The following is a 15174-nucleotide window of genomic DNA, read 5'->3' on the forward strand; positions in this document are numbered from 1 at the left end:
CTATCCGCCACCGACAGCCGGCGAGCCCGGGTGCCTGAAGAAGTCAACGGAGCGTGCTACCGTTTGCGTCCTGCGCTCATGTTGCATGTGCATATTCATTCACCCGCTTCCGTTATTCGCCATGTCGACGCCTGAATCGCACGACGAACTGATCGTCCATGTCGCCAACCGCATTGGCTTCATCGAACTGAACCGGCCGAAGGCGCTCAACGCGCTGTCGCTCGGCATGATGCACGCGATGCACGCGGCGCTCGACCAATGGCGGGATGATCCCGACGTGCTCGCCGTCGTCGTGCGCAGCACCAGCGCGCGCGCGTTCTGCGCGGGCGGCGACATCCGCTATCTGTACGAGTCTTTCCGACGCGGCTACGGCGACGCCGTCGATACCTTTTTCATCGACGAATACCGGCTCGATCACGCGATCTTCACGTACACGAAGCCCTATATCGCGTTGATGAACGGTGTCGTAATGGGCGGCGGCATGGGGATTTCGCAGGGCGCGCATCGCACGGGCGGATTGCGCGTCGTCACGTCGTCGACGCGCATGGCGATGCCCGAGACGCGCATCGGACTGTTCCCCGATGTCGGCGCGGGCTGGTTTCTCGCGCGCACGCCGGGTGCCATCGGCCGGTATCTGGCCGTGACGGGCGACACGATCGGTGCTGCCGACGCCCTCTATGCGGGCCTCGCCGATGCCTGGCTGCCCGACGACGCGATTCCCGCGCTGCTCGACCGGTTGAAGTCGCAGCCGTTTGCGCTGGGTTCGGAGGTTGTCGCGTACGTGCGCGAAGCGGCGCAGGCGCACAAGGTCGTGCCGACGCCCGGCACGTCGCCGCTGGCCGACGCGCGCATGCTGATCGACAAGCACTTCGCGCTGCCCGACGTCGCGCGGATCATCCGCTCGCTCGAGCGCGAAGGCGATTGCGCCCACGCCGATTGGGCCGAGCAGACGGGGGCCATGATGCGCGAGCGTTCGCCACTTTCGATGGCAGTGTCGCTCGAGGCCGTGACGCGCGCCGAAGGCACGATGGCAGAGGTGCTGCGCCGCGACCTCGATCTGACACGCTCGTCATTCGAGCGGGGCGACGCGGCGGAAGGCATCCGCGCGCGCATCATCGATAAGGACAACAAGCCCGCGTGGCGCTTCGCGCGCATCGAGGACGTGACGCGCGCCGACGTCGAGAGGATGTTCGAGAGCCCGTGGCCTGCCAACGAGCATCCGCTGCGGGACCTGCAGGGCTAGCGTCTTAACGTCTTGACCCGCCGGGCGCGGCCGAACTCACTCTTCGCCCGCCATGAAGGCGCGCATGAACACGAGCGCGCCCCAGCCCCACACGGCATTCGACGCGAAGCCGAGCGCCAGGCGCGGCAGGATGTTGCCCGTCGGCCAGATGCCCCGAATGGGATCGACGACAAACACGCTCGCGGCCGTCAGCACGATGCCGCCGAACAGGAACGCGGGAATCCACGGCGCGGGCCGCTCGGGCGCAACGCGCAGCAGCCACGCCATCAGCACGGCCCATACCGAACTCCAGATTGCGTTCGCGATGAATTCCGGCAAGCCGATGGGCATGAACGGCGCGGTCGAAAACCCTGTCGGGTCGATGAGGCCGGCAGCGTGCAGGAGCGCGAGCGTCGACTCGTGAAAGAACAGCGACGCGAGAAAGCCGGACACGAACGGCAGGATGATTTTTTGCATGCTTGACGGCGACGGTCGCGGGCGCCGCTGACGGATGGCAGCAGCGCACGCACGGGTTGATCGGAAACGAGCGCCATTATATCGGCGGCGTGCCGCGCGTTTGGTGTGCCCGCGCGCGGACAACGCCGTCGGCGGCGTATGTTCCAGCATCAGGTAAAGCACGAAAGTGGAAAACCTAAGCTAAAAAAAAATCGTTCAAAAGAAACAGCGCGGTCCATAGACTGTTTTCCCATGCAGACAGCGGCGTTGCTTGCGTGATGTGCGCGGCGTGCGCGTCCATCAGATCGATTCACATGAGAGAACCCGTCGCGATGTTTCTTCCAATGCCGATTCGCGCCTGCTTCGCGGCGTCTTCGTTGCGCTGTCGCTGCTGACGCGCTCTTCTCCCATTACCCGTTATCGAATCGCCGCGCGATTGGCGCGGCAGGGCGCGCTCACGCCTGTCGGGCGCGTTCGCGCACGGCGCAGCCGGTTCCGCCTTCCACGACATCACACGAACAATGCAGGAGCAGCAAATGAATGTGTTCTGGTTCATTCCGACTCATGGCGACAGCCGTTATCTCGGCACATCGCAAGGCGCGCGGGCAGCCGATTTCGATTACTTCCAGCAGATCGCCGTCGCCGCCGACACGCTCGGCTACGAAGGCGTGCTGCTGCCCACAGGCCGTTCGTGCGAGGACGCATGGGTCGTCGCGTCGAGCCTGATTCACGTCACGCGGCGCCTGAAGTTTCTCGTCGCGATCCGGCCGGGCATCGCGTCGCCGGGCCTGTCGGCGCGGATGGCGGCGACCTTCGACCGGCTCTCGGGCGGGCGGCTGCTGATCAACGTCGTGACGGGCGGCGATGCCGCCGAACTCGAAGGCGATGGCCTGTTCGTCGATCACGACACGCGCTACGAAATCACCGACGAATTCCTGCGCATCTGGCGCGGGCTGCTGACGAGCGCGCATCAGGGCGAGAGCGTTGATTTCATCGGCAAGCATCTGAAGTCGAAGGGCGGCAAGCTGCTGTATCCGCCCGTGCAGAACCCGCATCCGCCACTGTGGTTCGGCGGCTCGTCGCCGGCGGCGCACGACATGGCGGGCGAGCACATCGACACCTATCTGACCTGGGGCGAACCGCCCGAAGCCGTCGCGAAGAAGATCGCGGACATCCGCGCGCGCGCAGCCGAACATGGCCGCAAGATCCGCTTCGGCATTCGGCTGCATGTGATCGTGCGCGAGACGGAAGACGAAGCGTGGACGGCCGCCGACAAGCTCATCAGCAAGCTCGACGACGACACGATTGCGCGCGCGCAGGCCGCGTTCGCAAAGATGGACTCCGAAGGCCAGCGGCGCATGGCGGCGCTGCACGGCGGCAAGCGCGGCACGCGCAAGGATCTCGAGATCCATCCGAACCTGTGGGCGGGCGTGGGCCTCGTGCGCGGCGGCGCGGGCACGGCGCTCGTCGGCAGTCCGGAACAGGTCGCGGCGCGCATGAAGGAATACGCCGATCTCGGCATCGAAACGTTCATCTTGTCCGGCTATCCGCATCTGGAGGAGTCGTATCGCTTTGCCGAACTCGTGTTCCCGTTGCTGCCGGGACGTCAGCGCGCGAGCGCGAGCGGTCCGCTGTCGGGACCGTTCGGCGAGATCGTCGGCAACCACTATGCGCCGAAGGCTTCGCAAAGCTGAAGCGGGAGCGACGCGTCATCGAAGGAGTGCTGTTTTATGTCGAGTGTTTCCATCAGCGGCCAGGCAAACGGCGGCCTTGCGCGGCTCGCGCGGAAGGTCGCGCCGTGGATCGTGCCGCTTGTCATCCTCGCCGGCTGGGAACTGGCCGCGCGCAGCGGCGTGCTGTCGACGCGCGTGCTGCCTGAGCCGTTTGCTGTCGTGAAGGCGGCGTGGTCGCTGATCCAGTCGGGCGAAATGTGGGCCGACGTCAAGGTCAGCACGTGGCGCGCGCTGTCGGGCTTTGCGATCGGCGGCGGCATCGGTTTCTCGCTCGGGCTCGCGACGGGGCTCTTTCGGCCCGTCGACGTCGCGCTCGACACGACTGTGCAGATGATCCGCAACATCCCCGCGCTCGCGATGATTCCCCTCGTCATTCTCTGGTTCGGCATCGAGGAGGAGGCGAAGGTGTTTCTCGTCGCACTCGGCGTGTTCTTTCCGGTGTACGTGAACACGTATCACGGCATCCGTTCCGTCGACGCGAATCTGATCGAGATGGCGCGCAGCTACGGCGTGAAAGGCTTTGCGCTGTATCGCGACGTGATCCTGCCCGGTGCGTTGCCGTCGATTCTCGTCGGCGTGCGTTTCGCGCTCGGGCTGATGTGGGTCACGCTGATCGTCGCCGAGACGATTTCCGCGCAGTCGGGCATCGGCTACATGACGATGAACGCGCGCGAGTTTCTGCAAACGGATGTGGTCGTGGTCGGGATTCTGCTGTACGCGGCGCTCGGCAAACTCGCCGACATGTTCGCGAAAGCGCTCGAACGCGCGTCGCTGCGCTGGCACCCCGCCTATCAACGAGGAGCGAAGACATGAGCGCGAGCACAGGGGCGGCGTCGTTTGGCGGCGTCGCGGGCGCGGATCTCGAAGCGGAGCTGCAGCAGCCGCGCACGCACGATCGCACATCGACGGAAGCAGCCGCTGCCGCGATCGAACGCGATGCCGTGTCGCTGCACGACTGGATCACGGCGTCGGACGCGAGCCACGCGGGCACGGTGCGCGAGGACGCACGCGACGCGAAAGACCAAGACATCTCGGTGCAATTGCGCGGCGTCGGCAAGCGCTATGGCGAGCGTGCGGTGCTTACGGACGTCGACCTGTCGATCGAACGGGGCAGCTTCGTGTCGATCGTCGGACGCAGCGGCTGCGGCAAGTCGACGTTGCTGCGCATGGTCGCGGGGCTCGAAGCGCCCAGTTCGGGCGCGCTCGACAAGCGCGCTGACGGCGCGCAGCCATTCGACACGCGGATCATGTTCCAGGACGCGCGCCTGTTGCCGTGGAAATCCGTGCTGCAGAACGTGATGCTCGGCCTTGGCCGCTCGTCACGCGACGATGCGCGCGCCGTGCTCGATGAAGTCGGTCTGCTGGAGCGCGCGAACGACTGGCCCGCGCAACTGTCGGGCGGCCAGCGGCAGCGCGTCGCGTTGGCGCGCGCGCTCGTGCACAGGCCGCAATTGCTGCTGCTCGACGAACCGTTCGGCGCGCTGGACGCGCTCACGCGGATCGAAATGCACGCGCTGATCGAGCGGCTGTGGCGCGAGCATCGCTTCACGGCGCTGCTCGTCACGCACGACGTGCAGGAGGCCGTCGCGCTCGCCGATCGCATTCTGCTGATCGAAGCGGGGCGGATCACGCTCGACCAGCGGGTGCCGCTCGAGCGTCCGCGCGTGCGCGCATCGGCGGCATTCGCGAGGTTGGAAGAACACGTATTGCAGCGCGTGATGAAGACGCGCGCAGCGGGCGCCGATGCACCGGAAACCGACGCACGGCGCGACGCACATCGCGTGCATGCCCGCGACATACGCTGGGCGGTCTGAGCCGCTCACGACATTTTTTTTCGACCCACGGAGCTATCCGATATGAGCATTTCCGCGATCAACGTACGCAACCAGTTCAAAGGCAAGGTGAAAGAAATCATTCGCGGACCCGTGGTGTCCGAAGTCGATGTCGAGACGCCGTTCGGCATCGTCACGTCGGTGATTACGACGCGCTCGATCGACGAACTCGAACTCAAGGTTGGCGCGGAAGTGGTCGCGCTGGTCAAATCGACGGAGGTGTCGATCGCGCGTCTGTGAGGCGCGCTGGCTCGCAGGTGCGTTTTGGGAGCCCTTTCAGAGCGCTTCGGGAGCGTTCGTTGGGGACGGCCTGTCGCGCACTGTTTACGCTGCTGTTTAGGAGCGCTTTCGTCCGCGCGCGTCGGCGTGCCCGCTATTTCGCATTCGTCGCGCTGGCGGGCGGGCTGTGCGTCATGTCGTCGTTGGTCGGCTTGCGCGGTGTCTTGACGGGCATGTTGTCGGGGTTGGTCGCGCTCGCCGCGCCCGAGGCCGCCGCGGGCGGCGGCTTGACCATCGGCGTGCCGCCGGCCTGCGGCGCGACGGTCTGGCCCCAGGCCGTCGACGCAACGCCCGCCGACGTGGCGAGCAGGGCAGCCGCGGCCCGCAAAGCCCATCCATCGTGCCGGTGCTTGAACAGGGTCGGAATCATCGCGTTTTCTCCGGGTTGGTTTTTCTTCACTGTCGCTAGGCGCGTGCCAGCCCCTGGCGCGGCTGCGCGCGCATTTATCGCCCGTTCGGCGATGCAACGCGTCCGGCAAGGCTGGCTGGAAGTGCTAGCATGAATTGACCATCGATGGGCGCGTCGCCATGCGGGCGGGCGCCGCACACGACTGCGGAGGCTGCGATGTCAAAGTCCTTGAGTGCAGGTGCAATCGATACGCTGCGGCAACTGAACGACATCGGCGCGGGGCAAACGCCGCCGCCCGTCGAGCCCGTCGTCGAAAAAGAGCTGCTGGGCGCGGGGCTGGTGGCGAAATCGGGGAAGGGCACGGGCGTCGAGATTACCTGCGACGGCAGGAAGTATCTGACGGGCGACTGCGATTGAGCGCATTCCGCGTCTGCCGTTTCATCAGTTTCATAGCCAGCCAAGGTCACATCACACGAGGGGCACGCGATGGAGCCGAAAGGCATCGACATGGGCGACTACCAGGAGCGCTATAAGGACTTCGATATGGAGGTCGCCGTCGAGCAGGTGCTGACGGGCGTGAAGGCGCATTTTCGCGTGCTGAAGCAAGACACTATCATGCTGGACTGGCGGCTCGTGCATATCGACAGGTTCTGGCCGACCGAGCACGCCGCGGCGGAAGCGGGATTTCGCGCGGCGCGCGAGGCGATCGATGTCGAACTGCTCGCTGCGGGCGGGTAGCTGAGCGGCTAGTGCGCATGTGCGCACGCAGACGGCGCAAACGCAAAAAACAAAGCCGGATGCTCCGTGGAGAACATCCGGCTCGACTACACCTGCAACAACAGACTGCGTGAACTAACAGGGGTACGGCAACTTCAACAGCTTGGTCATTCCAGATACTGCAACTTCTACTACGCCATCAACGGTACTGCTTGACTACGCCTTCAACTGCGGTACTGCCACTGCTGGAACTGCAACCTCGAACTGCTCACTGATACTGCGAGAACTGCGTGTTTCCTGTGCTGCCCGGTAATGCCAGTGGTGCTTCCTGCTGCTACTGCTTGCTGCTACTGCCTGCTATGAATCCTGCGTCCGGCTTCGTGACCAGATTAATGGCCGAAGAACACCGAGCCCGGGCCCGTGACGGGCTCATGCTTGCCGGCTTGCGACGAACCGTTTTGCACGCCGCCGTAAGCGACTGCGTTCGCTTGCTGGGCTTCGGCTGCCAGCGTCTGCGTGTTCTGGCCTTGTTGCGAAGCGGGCGCGCCGACCGTCGGGTTGTAATGCGGAGCCGGACCGTAGCCGCTTGCGAAAGCGGGAGCAGCCAGCGTGGCGGAAGCGGCGATCAGAACTGCGGCGATAAGCTTGGTCTTCATGGTGAACTCTCCGTAATGTTTGATTCAGTAAGACGTTGCGGCTTGCTGCGTTTTGCTGCGATCTGTTCGCAACGTCGATGGAAGGCAGTGTATACCCCTACTATCGAATTTTTGTGCCGATAATTTGAAATTACTATTCTGAGATCAGGAACAATGCGGCGACGCCCGCCAGACGGGGCTTTCACGCGTATGCGCCCTTATAAGCCGTGCCGATGCACTGAAAAAACCCCAAGCAAATCATGGGCTTCCAGGGTTGTTGCGGCGCAAAACGAGGGTATCGGCGGCAGCTTGCGGTAAAATCGCGGGTTCATTTCGTTCGTTTCTGTCTGTTTCTTTTTGGTCCGCCGCCCCATGCAACCGAAGCCCGCCACCAGTCCTCGCCGCGTGTCCGTCGCGCCGATGATGGACTGGACCGATCGCCACTGCCGCTCGTTTCACCGCACGCTGACGCGGCACAGCTGGCTGTATACAGAGATGGTGACGACGGGCGCACTGATCCACGGCGACGTCGAGCGTCATCTCGCGTTTGCCGCCAACGAAGCGCCCGTGGCGCTGCAATTGGGTGGCAGCGAGCGCGACGATCTCGCGCATTCGGCAAAACTCGGCGAGCAGTGGGGTTACGACGAGATCAATCTGAATTGCGGCTGCCCGTCGGAGCGCGTGCAGCGGGGCGCGTTCGGCGCGTGTCTGATGAACGAGCCGCAGCTCGTCGCCGATTGCGTGAAGGCGATGCGCGATGCGGTGTCGATCCCGGTGACGGTGAAGCATCGGATCGGCGTCGATGCCGTCGAAGACTATGCGTTCGTGCGCGACTTCGTCGGCACGATTGCGGAGGCGGGCTGCGGGGTGTTTATCGTGCACGCGCGCAACGCGATACTCAAAGGCCTGAGCCCGAAAGAGAACCGCGAGATTCCGCCGCTGAAGTACGACTACGCGTACCGCTTGAAGCGCGACTTTCCGCAGCTCGAAATCATCATCAATGGCGGAATCAAGACGCTGGATGAAGTCGATGCTCATCTGCAGCATGTCGATGGCGTGATGCTCGGTCGCGAGGCGTATCACAACCCGTATGTGCTCGCCGATGTCGACGCGCGTTTCTACGGTTCGACGCAAGGCGCGCCGACGCGCGAAGCAGCGGAAGCAAAGTTGGTCGAGTATTGCCGAGCCGAGCTCGCGCGTGGCACCTATCTCGGTGCGATCGTGCGCCACGCGCTCGGCTTGTACCGCGGCGTGGCGGGTGCGCGCGGCTGGCGGCGCGTGCTGTCGGACAACAAGAAGCTTGCGGCGCGCGATCTCGCGATTTTCGACGAAGCGCGACAGCATTTGCGCGAGCCCAGCGAAATCTTTGAATAAAGGGCTTTGCAAATACGATACGTGTTTGTATAATCTCGCTTCTTCGTTGCTGAGCAGCGCTTGGTAGCGAAAGTGTAGTGCAGTGGTGGCTGTAGCTCAGTTGGTAGAGTCCAGGATTGTGATTCCTGTCGTCGTGGGTTCGAGTCCCATCAGCCACCCCAAAGAATTCAAGCTTTCAACAAAACGGCACTGTGATTTCACAGTGCCGTTTTTGTTCGTGGATTCCGCAAGCGGAAACGCATTGGCCAATGTTTTGGACGGTACAACATCGCCGCCATTTGAAACGTGAACTGACGGCGTCACGTCTTATCTCCATCTCCGGAGAGGTCGCGATGCATCGCACGCTCAAGTTTTTCGCGCGATTGCCGAGAATGCGGACGTGACCTGGAACACGCCAATCCCATAGCACCGTTCCCGAACAGCGTGAAGTGACGCAGCGCGACCGTTCCGTCCGGCGCGGTAGAGCGCGTCAGACGGACGTCGAATATCTGACCATGAAGAACTTTTTCAGCAGCGATCTTGCCCAGCGCTATGGGTACGGGATGGCTGTCTATATCGCGGCCCAAACCTCCGATCTCCAACGAGGAATCGACGTCACCAATGCACAGCGCAAGGCGGCTGGCCGGCGCTTGCTCGAGGACGCGACCGTCGAAGAAATCATCTCGGCGTTTCGTACCAACGGACTATTGCCCGTGGAGCCGAGCAAGGGCGGCGCCGACGTGTCCGACGCCGATGCGATTGGCTAGATTGCTTCGCTGATCGTCGGCAAGCGCGTAGGCCACGCGTTCGTTATTTCTTCCGCAGCGGGTCGAGGATACCTTTGAGCCCGTTGTGATCGATCTCGTGCATCAGCGCGAGCAACCGGCCGATCTCGCCGGGCGGAAAGCCTTCGCGCGCGAACCAGTTCAGATAATGTCCCGGCAGGTCGGCGATCACGCGGCCCTTGTACTTGCCGAACGGCATCGTACGCGTGACGAGCAATTCAAACTGTTCGACGTTCATTTCCAGGCGCCATCCAACGCAACACGTTCAACGCGGCTATTCTGCCAGACAGAAACCATCAAGCCCGCTCCCGCCGATGCCCGCTCACATGCGCGCCCGCATCGCGTTCCAGCCCGAACACGTCGACGATCGCCACGAGCCCGACGAGGGCGACCAGCACGAATGCCAGGCTAAAGTCGGCGGGCGTCACCGACTGCGCGGCGTGTCCGTGCAGCCACGCGGCGAGCCGCATCGCCATCGCGCCGAGCGCGACGCCCATGCCCATCGTCATTTGCGTGAGCGTGCTGGACAGCGTAGACGCGCCGCTCATTTGCGGCTTCGGCACATCGGCGAAGGAGAGCGTGTTGACGGCCGTGAACTGCAGCGAACGCGACAGGCCGCTCGCGAACAGCACGATGGCCGTCAGCAGGAGCGGCGTCGAGGCTGTCAGCAAACTCATCGCCGCGATGCTCAGTGCAGCGATCACACCGTTTGCGAGCAGCACCCGCCTGAAACCGAACCGGCGCATGACGGGCGTCGTCACGAGCTTCATCGACAGGTTGCCCGCGAATACGACGAGCGTCAGCAGTCCCGAGTGAAACGCGTTCATGCCGAAGCCCAGCTGGAACATGAGCGGCAGCAGAAACGGCACCGCGCTGATCGACACGCGAAACAGCGACCCGCCGCCCATCGCGACGGCAAATGTTTTCACGCGAAACGCCGACAGATCGACAACAGGATGCGCGCTGCGGCGCAAATGGAACAGCGCAGCCACACCCGCAACAAGGCCGCCCGCAAGAAACGCGAGCGCCTCGCGCCAAGGCGCGCCGGCGCGCCCGAGCAGCTCCATCGCATACATGATGGCCGTGCCGGCGATGCTGCATAGCGCGAAGCCGATGCCGTCGAACGGACGCTTCTGCTTGTCGGTTTCCGTGCCGATGAAGCGCCACGCGAGCACCATGCCGATGATGCCGAGCGGCACGTTCAGATAGAAGATCCAGCGCCACGACGAATACGTCGTGATGAAGCCGCCGAGAGGCGGACCGATGACGGGCGCAACGAGCCCCGGCCACGTGATGATCGAAATGGCGCGCATCAGACCGTCTTTCGGCGTGGCGCGCAGGACGGCGAGACGACCGACGGGCACCATCATCGCGCCGCCGATGCCCTGCACGACACGCGCCGCAGTGAACTCGACGAGCCCGTCGGTCATCCCGCATGCCACCGACGATGCCGTGAACACGGCAAGCGCCGCCGTGAACACGTTGCGCACGCCGAAGCGGTCGGCGGCCCAGCCGCTGATCGGAATGAAGACGGCGAGTGTCAGCAGATACGACGTGATGCCGATCGACAGATCGACGGCATGCACGTCGAACGAACGCGCCATTTGCGGCAACGCCGTCGCGATGATCGTGCCGTCGAGGTTCTCCATGAAAAACGCCGCCGCCACCAGCGTCACGATCAGCGACGGGCGCCCGTTCGCAGGCGCCGCGTGGCTCGCTGGTGCAGGCGGCGTTTCTCGCATCGACATCAGACTCCAGATCGAAAGGTTGTAAGCGCATCGAAAACCGGCCGCAAGCCTTGCGCGCCAGCCGACATTCTAGCCACGCACGCGCGGCGCGCGGACGTGGTAATTTCGCGGTTTGGCGATTTGCCACCCGGCACCGGACAAACAAGAGCGAACAGGAACTGACGATGGAATACCGCAGACTCGGCGATACGGACGTGCAGGTCAGCGTGATCGGTCTCGGCACGATGACATGGGGCGAGCAGAACACCGAGCGCGAAGCGCACGAGCAGATCGACTACGCGCTCGACCACGGCGTCACGCTGATCGACACCGCTGAAATGTACCCGGTGCCGCCGCGCCCGGAAACCCAAGGCTCGACGGAGCGCTACATCGGCACGTGGCTTGCGCGGCATCGCAGCCAGCGCGAGACGATCGTGCTCGCGACCAAGATCGCCGGGCCCGCGCGTCAGCCGCACAACCCGCGCCACATTCGGGGCGAAGGCAACCAGTTCGACCGCAAGAATCTCACCGAGGCGCTCAACGACAGCCTCAAGCGTCTGCAGACGGATTACGTCGATCTGTACCAGCTGCATTGGCCCGACCGCAGCACGATGACGTTCGGCCGTTCGGCCTATCCGTGGATCGACGACGCGTACACGGTGCCCATCGAGGAAACGCTCAGCGTGCTCGCCGGTTTCGTGAAGGAGGGCAAGGTGCGTCATGTCGGCGTGTCGAACGAAACGCCGTGGGGCGTCGCGCAGTTTTTGCGCGCGTCGGAAAAACTGGGCTTGCCGCGCATCGTGTCGATCCAGAATCCGTATAGCCTCCTGAACCGTACCTTCGAAGCCGGGCTTTCCGAGTTCACGCATCGCGACCATGTCGGTCTGCTCGCATACTCGCCGCTTGCGTTCGGCTGGCTGTCGGGCAAATACGAGGGCGGTGCGCGGCCAGCGGGCGCGCGCATCACGCTGTTCGAGCGTTTTCAGCGCTACAGCAAGCCGCACACCGTGCAGGCCACGACGCGCTATGTCGAACTCGCTAAGCGCCACGGCTTCTCGCCCGCGCAGTTCGCGCTGGCGTTCGTCAACAGCCGGCCGTTCCTGACGAGCAATCTGATCGGCGCGACATCGCTCGATCAACTGAAGGAAAACATCGCCAGCGTCGACGTGAAGCTGTCGCCCGAAGCGCTCGCCGACATCGACGCGCTGCACGAGCAGCAGCCGAACCCCGCGCCCTGAGCGCGTTGCCGGCAGGCGTCCGTCGCCCAGCACCCGTACGTCACGCAGCGGAGCGACGCGTGGGCACATCTCTGCAAGCCGACGGGCGCTGCCGAACACCGTCAAGCCCCACGGCACGTCGCAACTCGCGTACGATGGCGCGCTCGCGGCAGACGGCACGTCCGCGCTGCACTGCTTCTGCGCGCGATGCGTCCCCTTTTTACGGCTGACCGTCCATTCCTGTACAGTGCGCACTGACGCGCGCGGATGCCCGGCACGCGGGCGCGCGAACGCGGCCCGCGTGCCACGGGGCCGCGCCCAGGATAACGACCCACGCACAACGATGACAACCACGCGTTCCACTCCTTCACCCGCCGCCTCGACGTGGCCCATTTTCGTGCTGCTCGCCATTGCGGGGCTGTTCTACGTCAAATGGTTTCCGTACTACAACCGCGCATTCACGGCGGCATCCACACACTCCATCGGTGCATCGATATTGATGGGCCAGGCGTCCAGTCCGCCCGCGCCGTCGTGGAACGCGGCGCTCGCTTACGCGCTCGCATACGGCAAGGCGATCTGGCAGGCGATGGTGCTCGGCCTGCTGCTCGGCTCGGCCGTGCAGGCGCTGCTGCCGCGCACTGGGTCGCGCGCCTCTTGGGCAAGACGGGCTTCGGCAGCGTCGCGGCGGGCGGTCTGCTGGCGCTGCCGGGGATGATGTGCACATGCTGCGCGGCGCCCGTCGTCGCGGGGCTGCGCGAGCGGCAGGCTTCGCCTGGCGGCGCAATCGCGTTCTGGCTCGGCAACTCGGTGCTGAACCCGGCGACGCTCGTCTTCATGGGCTTCGTGCTCGGCTGGCAGTGGACGGGCCTGCGGCTCGTGCTCGGCGTCGCGATGGTGTTCGGCCTCGGCTATCTGGTGAACCGGCTTGTCACGCCGGACGAAGCACAGGCTGCGGACGCGCGACTCATCGAACTCGCCGATGCGCAGCGCACGGGCAATCCGTTTGCGCGCTGGCTGTCGATTTTCGTGCGGATGGCCGTGCGTCTCGTGCCGGAATACATCGTGCTGATCCTGCTGCTGGGCGCCGCGCGCGCCTGGATCTTCCCGCAGGTTGGCCCCGAAGTCGGCAACGATCTGTTCTGGATCGTCGCGCTGGCCGTCGCGGGCATGCTGTTCGTGATCCCGACGGCGGGCGAGGTGCCCATCATTCAGGCGATGCTTTCGCTCGGCATGGGCGTCGGTCCGGCGGGCGCGCTGCTGATGACGCTGCCGCCCGTCAGCGTGCCGTCGCTCGCGATGCTCGCGCGCTCGTTCCGGCCGCGCGTGCTGACGATCGTCGCCGTAGCGGTGGTGGCGTTCGGCGTCGTCGGCGGATTGCTGGCCGTGTCGCTCGGTTTTTGAGCGACGACGGTACGAACGAACACGCTGTAGTCGTAAAACCCGGCATCGCCGCGGGCAATCTCGTCCTAAACTGGGGAGGACGGCGGAAGCACCGCGGCGCGGCGTCGGAAAATATTCGCAAGGGCGGGTAACCGCCCATCAGTCACACAGGACATCGCATGGCCCAACAAAAAACCAACCCGAAACTCGAGCAGGCGCTGACGCGCGGCGACCTCGCGATCCGTCAGGCCAACTCGGCGCGCGCGACAGCCGTGCTGCGCGCGTTGGGCAAGATGATCGTCGATGCATCGGCGACGATCGGCGTCGAGGCGCATACGTCGATTCCCGACGGCGACCGCATCTATGATCCCGTCGAGGGTTTGTGGCCGCAGGCGCTGCTGGTTTCGCTCGACGGCCCCGTCGAAGAGGCCGATCCCGAAGAGCTGCGCACGATCCGCCTGCGCTCCGATGATCCGGGTACGCTGTTCCGCGTCGAATGGCATCGCGCGGACGGCAAGATCGGACGACAGGAAGGTGGCCCGTTCGCGACGGTCGAGTTCATTTCGGACGTCGACGTACCGTGGTCGGACGACGAGGAATGATCTGATCGTTCTCGCCTGAGGCACCGCCGCGCGACGTACGACGCGCGGCGTGTCTCTCAGCGCATCATCCGGCGGCGAAACAGCACGGCCGACACGCAAAAGGGCACCAGCACATACGCGGCCAGCACGGCCACATGCAGCGCGGCATCGTCGATCGGGCGATCGAGCATCGCGGGCCGGATCAGGTCCACGGCATGCACGAGCGGCAGACATTGCGCCGCGATCTGCGCGGCAGCCGGCAACTGCGCGAGCGGGAAAAATACGCCGGAGAGCAGCAGCATCGGCGTGAGCACCAGGGTCTGATAGAACATGAAGAAATCGTATGACGGCGCGAGCGCGGTCACGATCATGGCGGCGCTGGCGAATGCGAGCCCCGCCAGTACGATCACGGGCAGCGCGATCAGCATCGACGGAAAGCTCGCGTAGCCGAGCGCGCCCGCCACCAGCATGATCGCCACGCCCGACAGCACGGACTTGCTGGCTGCCCAGACGATCTCGCCGAGCACGATGTCGCCGAGCGTGAGCGGCGTGTGCATGATGGCTTCCCACGTGCGCTGCACGTGCATCCGGGAAAAACCCGAATACATCGACTCGAAGCTCGCCGACATCATCACGCTCGACGCCACCGTGCCCGCCGCGAGAAACGAAATGTATGACACGCCGTCGACATGTCCGACCATCAGCCCAAGTCCGAAGCCGAGCCCGAACAGATAGATCATCGGATCGGCGAGATTGCCGAACATCGATGCCAGCGCGAGCTTGCGCCACACCAGATAGTTGCGCCGCCACACGGCGATCCAGTTGACGGCGTTTGCGGGCAGCGCGGCGTAGCGCTCGCGCGTCGGCTCGGAGCGTTCGGGGCGGTCGTAGGTGCGTGCGTCCATTGC

General features: G+C 64.6%; 17 protein-coding genes, 1 tRNA gene and 1 pseudogene. 13 read left to right on the forward strand and 6 right to left on the reverse strand.

What is annotated here, in order from left to right; translation table 11 throughout:
* Positions 1-121 precede the first annotated feature (121 nt).
* Positions 122-1243 carry an enoyl-CoA hydratase/isomerase family protein gene (locus tag H3V53_RS15720; protein WP_336598718.1) on the forward strand — a complete coding sequence of 374 codons (1122 nt, stop codon included), beginning with the start codon at positions 122-124 and terminating at the stop codon, positions 1241-1243.
* Positions 1244-1279: 36 nt separating this feature from the next.
* Here H3V53_RS15720 and H3V53_RS15725 read toward each other — a convergent pair whose 3' ends face one another.
* Positions 1280-1699 carry a hypothetical protein gene (locus tag H3V53_RS15725; protein ID WP_054926817.1) on the reverse strand — a complete coding sequence of 140 codons (420 nt, stop codon included), beginning with the start codon at positions 1697-1699 and terminating at the stop codon, positions 1280-1282.
* A 515-nt stretch (positions 1700-2214) separates the two neighbouring features.
* On the opposite strand from H3V53_RS15725, the gene ssuD reads away from it, so the two are divergent.
* Genes ssuD through H3V53_RS15745 form a run of 4 tightly spaced genes read left to right on the forward strand, consistent with a single transcriptional unit; the run spans position 2215 to position 5483 of the window.
* Complete coding sequence (ssuD, locus tag H3V53_RS15730; protein WP_336598719.1) at positions 2215-3372, forward strand: FMNH2-dependent alkanesulfonate monooxygenase; 1158 nt, start codon at positions 2215-2217, stop codon at positions 3370-3372.
* Positions 3373-3408: 36 nt separating this feature from the next.
* Positions 3409-4224 (forward strand): aliphatic sulfonate ABC transporter permease SsuC, encoded by an 816-nt coding sequence (ssuC, locus tag H3V53_RS15735; protein ID WP_054926819.1) that lies wholly within the window; start codon positions 3409-3411, stop codon positions 4222-4224.
* The gene (locus H3V53_RS15740) at positions 4221-5225 is read left to right on the forward strand and encodes an ATP-binding cassette domain-containing protein (protein WP_336598720.1); all 1005 of its coding nucleotides are present in this window, start codon (positions 4221-4223) and stop codon (positions 5223-5225) included. The genes ssuC and H3V53_RS15740 overlap by 4 nt, the downstream gene beginning before the upstream one ends.
* Positions 5226-5267: 42 nt before the next feature.
* Entirely contained in the window at positions 5268-5483 is a 216-nt protein-coding gene (locus H3V53_RS15745; RefSeq protein WP_054926822.1) for a TOBE domain-containing protein, read from the forward strand.
* Between the two features lie 133 nt (positions 5484-5616).
* Here H3V53_RS15745 and H3V53_RS15750 read toward each other — a convergent pair whose 3' ends face one another.
* Entirely contained in the window at positions 5617-5892 is a 276-nt protein-coding gene (locus tag H3V53_RS15750) for a hypothetical protein (RefSeq protein WP_336598721.1), read from the reverse strand.
* 195 nt (positions 5893-6087) lie between these two features.
* Between H3V53_RS15750 and H3V53_RS15755 the strand changes: the two genes are divergently transcribed.
* Together H3V53_RS15755 and H3V53_RS15760 are read left to right on the forward strand one after the other, a co-directional pair.
* Positions 6088-6288, forward strand: coding sequence for a hypothetical protein (locus H3V53_RS15755; RefSeq protein ID WP_336598722.1), 201 nt, complete (start codon positions 6088-6090; stop codon positions 6286-6288).
* A gap of 69 nt (positions 6289-6357) precedes the next feature.
* Positions 6358-6609 (forward strand): hypothetical protein, encoded by a 252-nt coding sequence (locus tag H3V53_RS15760; RefSeq protein ID WP_336598723.1) that lies wholly within the window; start codon positions 6358-6360, stop codon positions 6607-6609.
* 368 nt (positions 6610-6977) lie between these two features.
* Here H3V53_RS15760 and H3V53_RS15765 read toward each other — a convergent pair whose 3' ends face one another.
* Complete coding sequence (locus H3V53_RS15765; protein WP_054926826.1) at positions 6978-7244, reverse strand: hypothetical protein; 267 nt, start codon at positions 7242-7244, stop codon at positions 6978-6980.
* A gap of 351 nt (positions 7245-7595) precedes the next feature.
* Here H3V53_RS15765 and dusA point away from each other — a divergent pair, with 351 nt between their 5' ends.
* The 3 genes from dusA to H3V53_RS15780 all read left to right on the forward strand — a co-directional run bounded on the left by dusA (position 7596) and on the right by H3V53_RS15780 (position 9343).
* Positions 7596-8597, forward strand: a complete 1002-nt coding sequence (gene dusA / locus H3V53_RS15770) for a tRNA dihydrouridine(20/20a) synthase DusA (RefSeq protein ID WP_336598724.1) — start codon at positions 7596-7598, stop codon at positions 8595-8597.
* Positions 8598-8682: 85 nt separating this feature from the next.
* Positions 8683-8758 (forward strand) — tRNA-His (locus H3V53_RS15775).
* A gap of 267 nt (positions 8759-9025) precedes the next feature.
* Positions 9026-9343, forward strand: a complete 318-nt coding sequence (locus tag H3V53_RS15780; protein ID WP_336598725.1) for a hypothetical protein — start codon at positions 9026-9028, stop codon at positions 9341-9343.
* Between the two features lie 43 nt (positions 9344-9386).
* Here the strand turns inward: H3V53_RS15780 and H3V53_RS15785 are convergent, their stop codons facing one another.
* Positions 9387-9599 (reverse strand): putative quorum-sensing-regulated virulence factor, encoded by a 213-nt coding sequence (locus tag H3V53_RS15785; protein ID WP_054926828.1) that lies wholly within the window; start codon positions 9597-9599, stop codon positions 9387-9389.
* Positions 9600-9657: 58 nt separating this feature from the next.
* Positions 9658-11103, reverse strand: a complete 1446-nt coding sequence (locus H3V53_RS15790) for an MFS transporter (RefSeq protein ID WP_336598746.1) — start codon at positions 11101-11103, stop codon at positions 9658-9660.
* A 170-nt stretch (positions 11104-11273) separates the two neighbouring features.
* Between H3V53_RS15790 and H3V53_RS15795 the strand changes: the two genes are divergently transcribed.
* From H3V53_RS15795 to H3V53_RS15805, 3 genes and pseudogenes are all read left to right on the forward strand, one after another.
* Positions 11274-12326 (forward strand): NADP(H)-dependent aldo-keto reductase, encoded by a 1053-nt coding sequence (locus tag H3V53_RS15795; RefSeq protein ID WP_336598726.1) that lies wholly within the window; start codon positions 11274-11276, stop codon positions 12324-12326.
* Positions 12327-12648: 322 nt separating this feature from the next.
* Positions 12649-13706, forward strand: a pseudogene (locus tag H3V53_RS15800) (permease).
* A gap of 158 nt (positions 13707-13864) precedes the next feature.
* Complete coding sequence (locus H3V53_RS15805; RefSeq protein WP_054926831.1) at positions 13865-14287, forward strand: hypothetical protein; 423 nt, start codon at positions 13865-13867, stop codon at positions 14285-14287.
* A 56-nt stretch (positions 14288-14343) separates the two neighbouring features.
* Here the strand turns inward: H3V53_RS15805 and H3V53_RS15810 are convergent, their stop codons facing one another.
* Positions 14344-15171, reverse strand: coding sequence for an ABC transporter permease (locus H3V53_RS15810; protein ID WP_336598727.1), 828 nt, complete (start codon positions 15169-15171; stop codon positions 14344-14346).
* Positions 15172-15174: the final 3 nt, after the last annotated feature.

This window comes from Paraburkholderia bengalensis (assembly GCF_037126505.1).
Classification (GTDB): Bacteria; Pseudomonadota; Gammaproteobacteria; order Burkholderiales; family Burkholderiaceae; genus Paraburkholderia; species Paraburkholderia bengalensis.

Coding starts and splice junctions, on each gene's coding strand:
- H3V53_RS15720 (WP_336598718.1), top strand. CDS start 122: ATGTCGACGCCTGAATCGCACGACGAACTGATCGTCCATGTCGCCAAC.
- H3V53_RS15725 (WP_054926817.1), bottom strand. CDS start 1,699: ATGCAAAAAATCATCCTGCCGTTCGTGTCCGGCTTTCTCGCGTCGCTG.
- ssuD (WP_336598719.1), top strand. CDS start 2,215: ATGAATGTGTTCTGGTTCATTCCGACTCATGGCGACAGCCGTTATCTC.
- ssuC (WP_054926819.1), top strand. CDS start 3,409: ATGTCGAGTGTTTCCATCAGCGGCCAGGCAAACGGCGGCCTTGCGCGG.
- H3V53_RS15740 (WP_336598720.1), top strand. CDS start 4,221: ATGAGCGCGAGCACAGGGGCGGCGTCGTTTGGCGGCGTCGCGGGCGCG.
- H3V53_RS15745 (WP_054926822.1), top strand. CDS start 5,268: ATGAGCATTTCCGCGATCAACGTACGCAACCAGTTCAAAGGCAAGGTG.
- H3V53_RS15750 (WP_336598721.1), bottom strand. CDS start 5,892: ATGATTCCGACCCTGTTCAAGCACCGGCACGATGGATGGGCTTTGCGG.
- H3V53_RS15755 (WP_336598722.1), top strand. CDS start 6,088: ATGTCAAAGTCCTTGAGTGCAGGTGCAATCGATACGCTGCGGCAACTG.
- H3V53_RS15760 (WP_336598723.1), top strand. CDS start 6,358: ATGGAGCCGAAAGGCATCGACATGGGCGACTACCAGGAGCGCTATAAG.
- H3V53_RS15765 (WP_054926826.1), bottom strand. CDS start 7,244: ATGAAGACCAAGCTTATCGCCGCAGTTCTGATCGCCGCTTCCGCCACG.
- dusA (WP_336598724.1), top strand. CDS start 7,596: ATGCAACCGAAGCCCGCCACCAGTCCTCGCCGCGTGTCCGTCGCGCCG.
- H3V53_RS15785 (WP_054926828.1), bottom strand. CDS start 9,599: ATGAACGTCGAACAGTTTGAATTGCTCGTCACGCGTACGATGCCGTTC.
- H3V53_RS15790 (WP_336598746.1), bottom strand. CDS start 11,103: ATGCGAGAAACGCCGCCTGCACCAGCGAGCCACGCGGCGCCTGCGAAC.
- H3V53_RS15795 (WP_336598726.1), top strand. CDS start 11,274: ATGGAATACCGCAGACTCGGCGATACGGACGTGCAGGTCAGCGTGATC.
- H3V53_RS15805 (WP_054926831.1), top strand. CDS start 13,865: ATGGCCCAACAAAAAACCAACCCGAAACTCGAGCAGGCGCTGACGCGC.
- H3V53_RS15810 (WP_336598727.1), bottom strand. CDS start 15,171: ATGGACGCACGCACCTACGACCGCCCCGAACGCTCCGAGCCGACGCGC.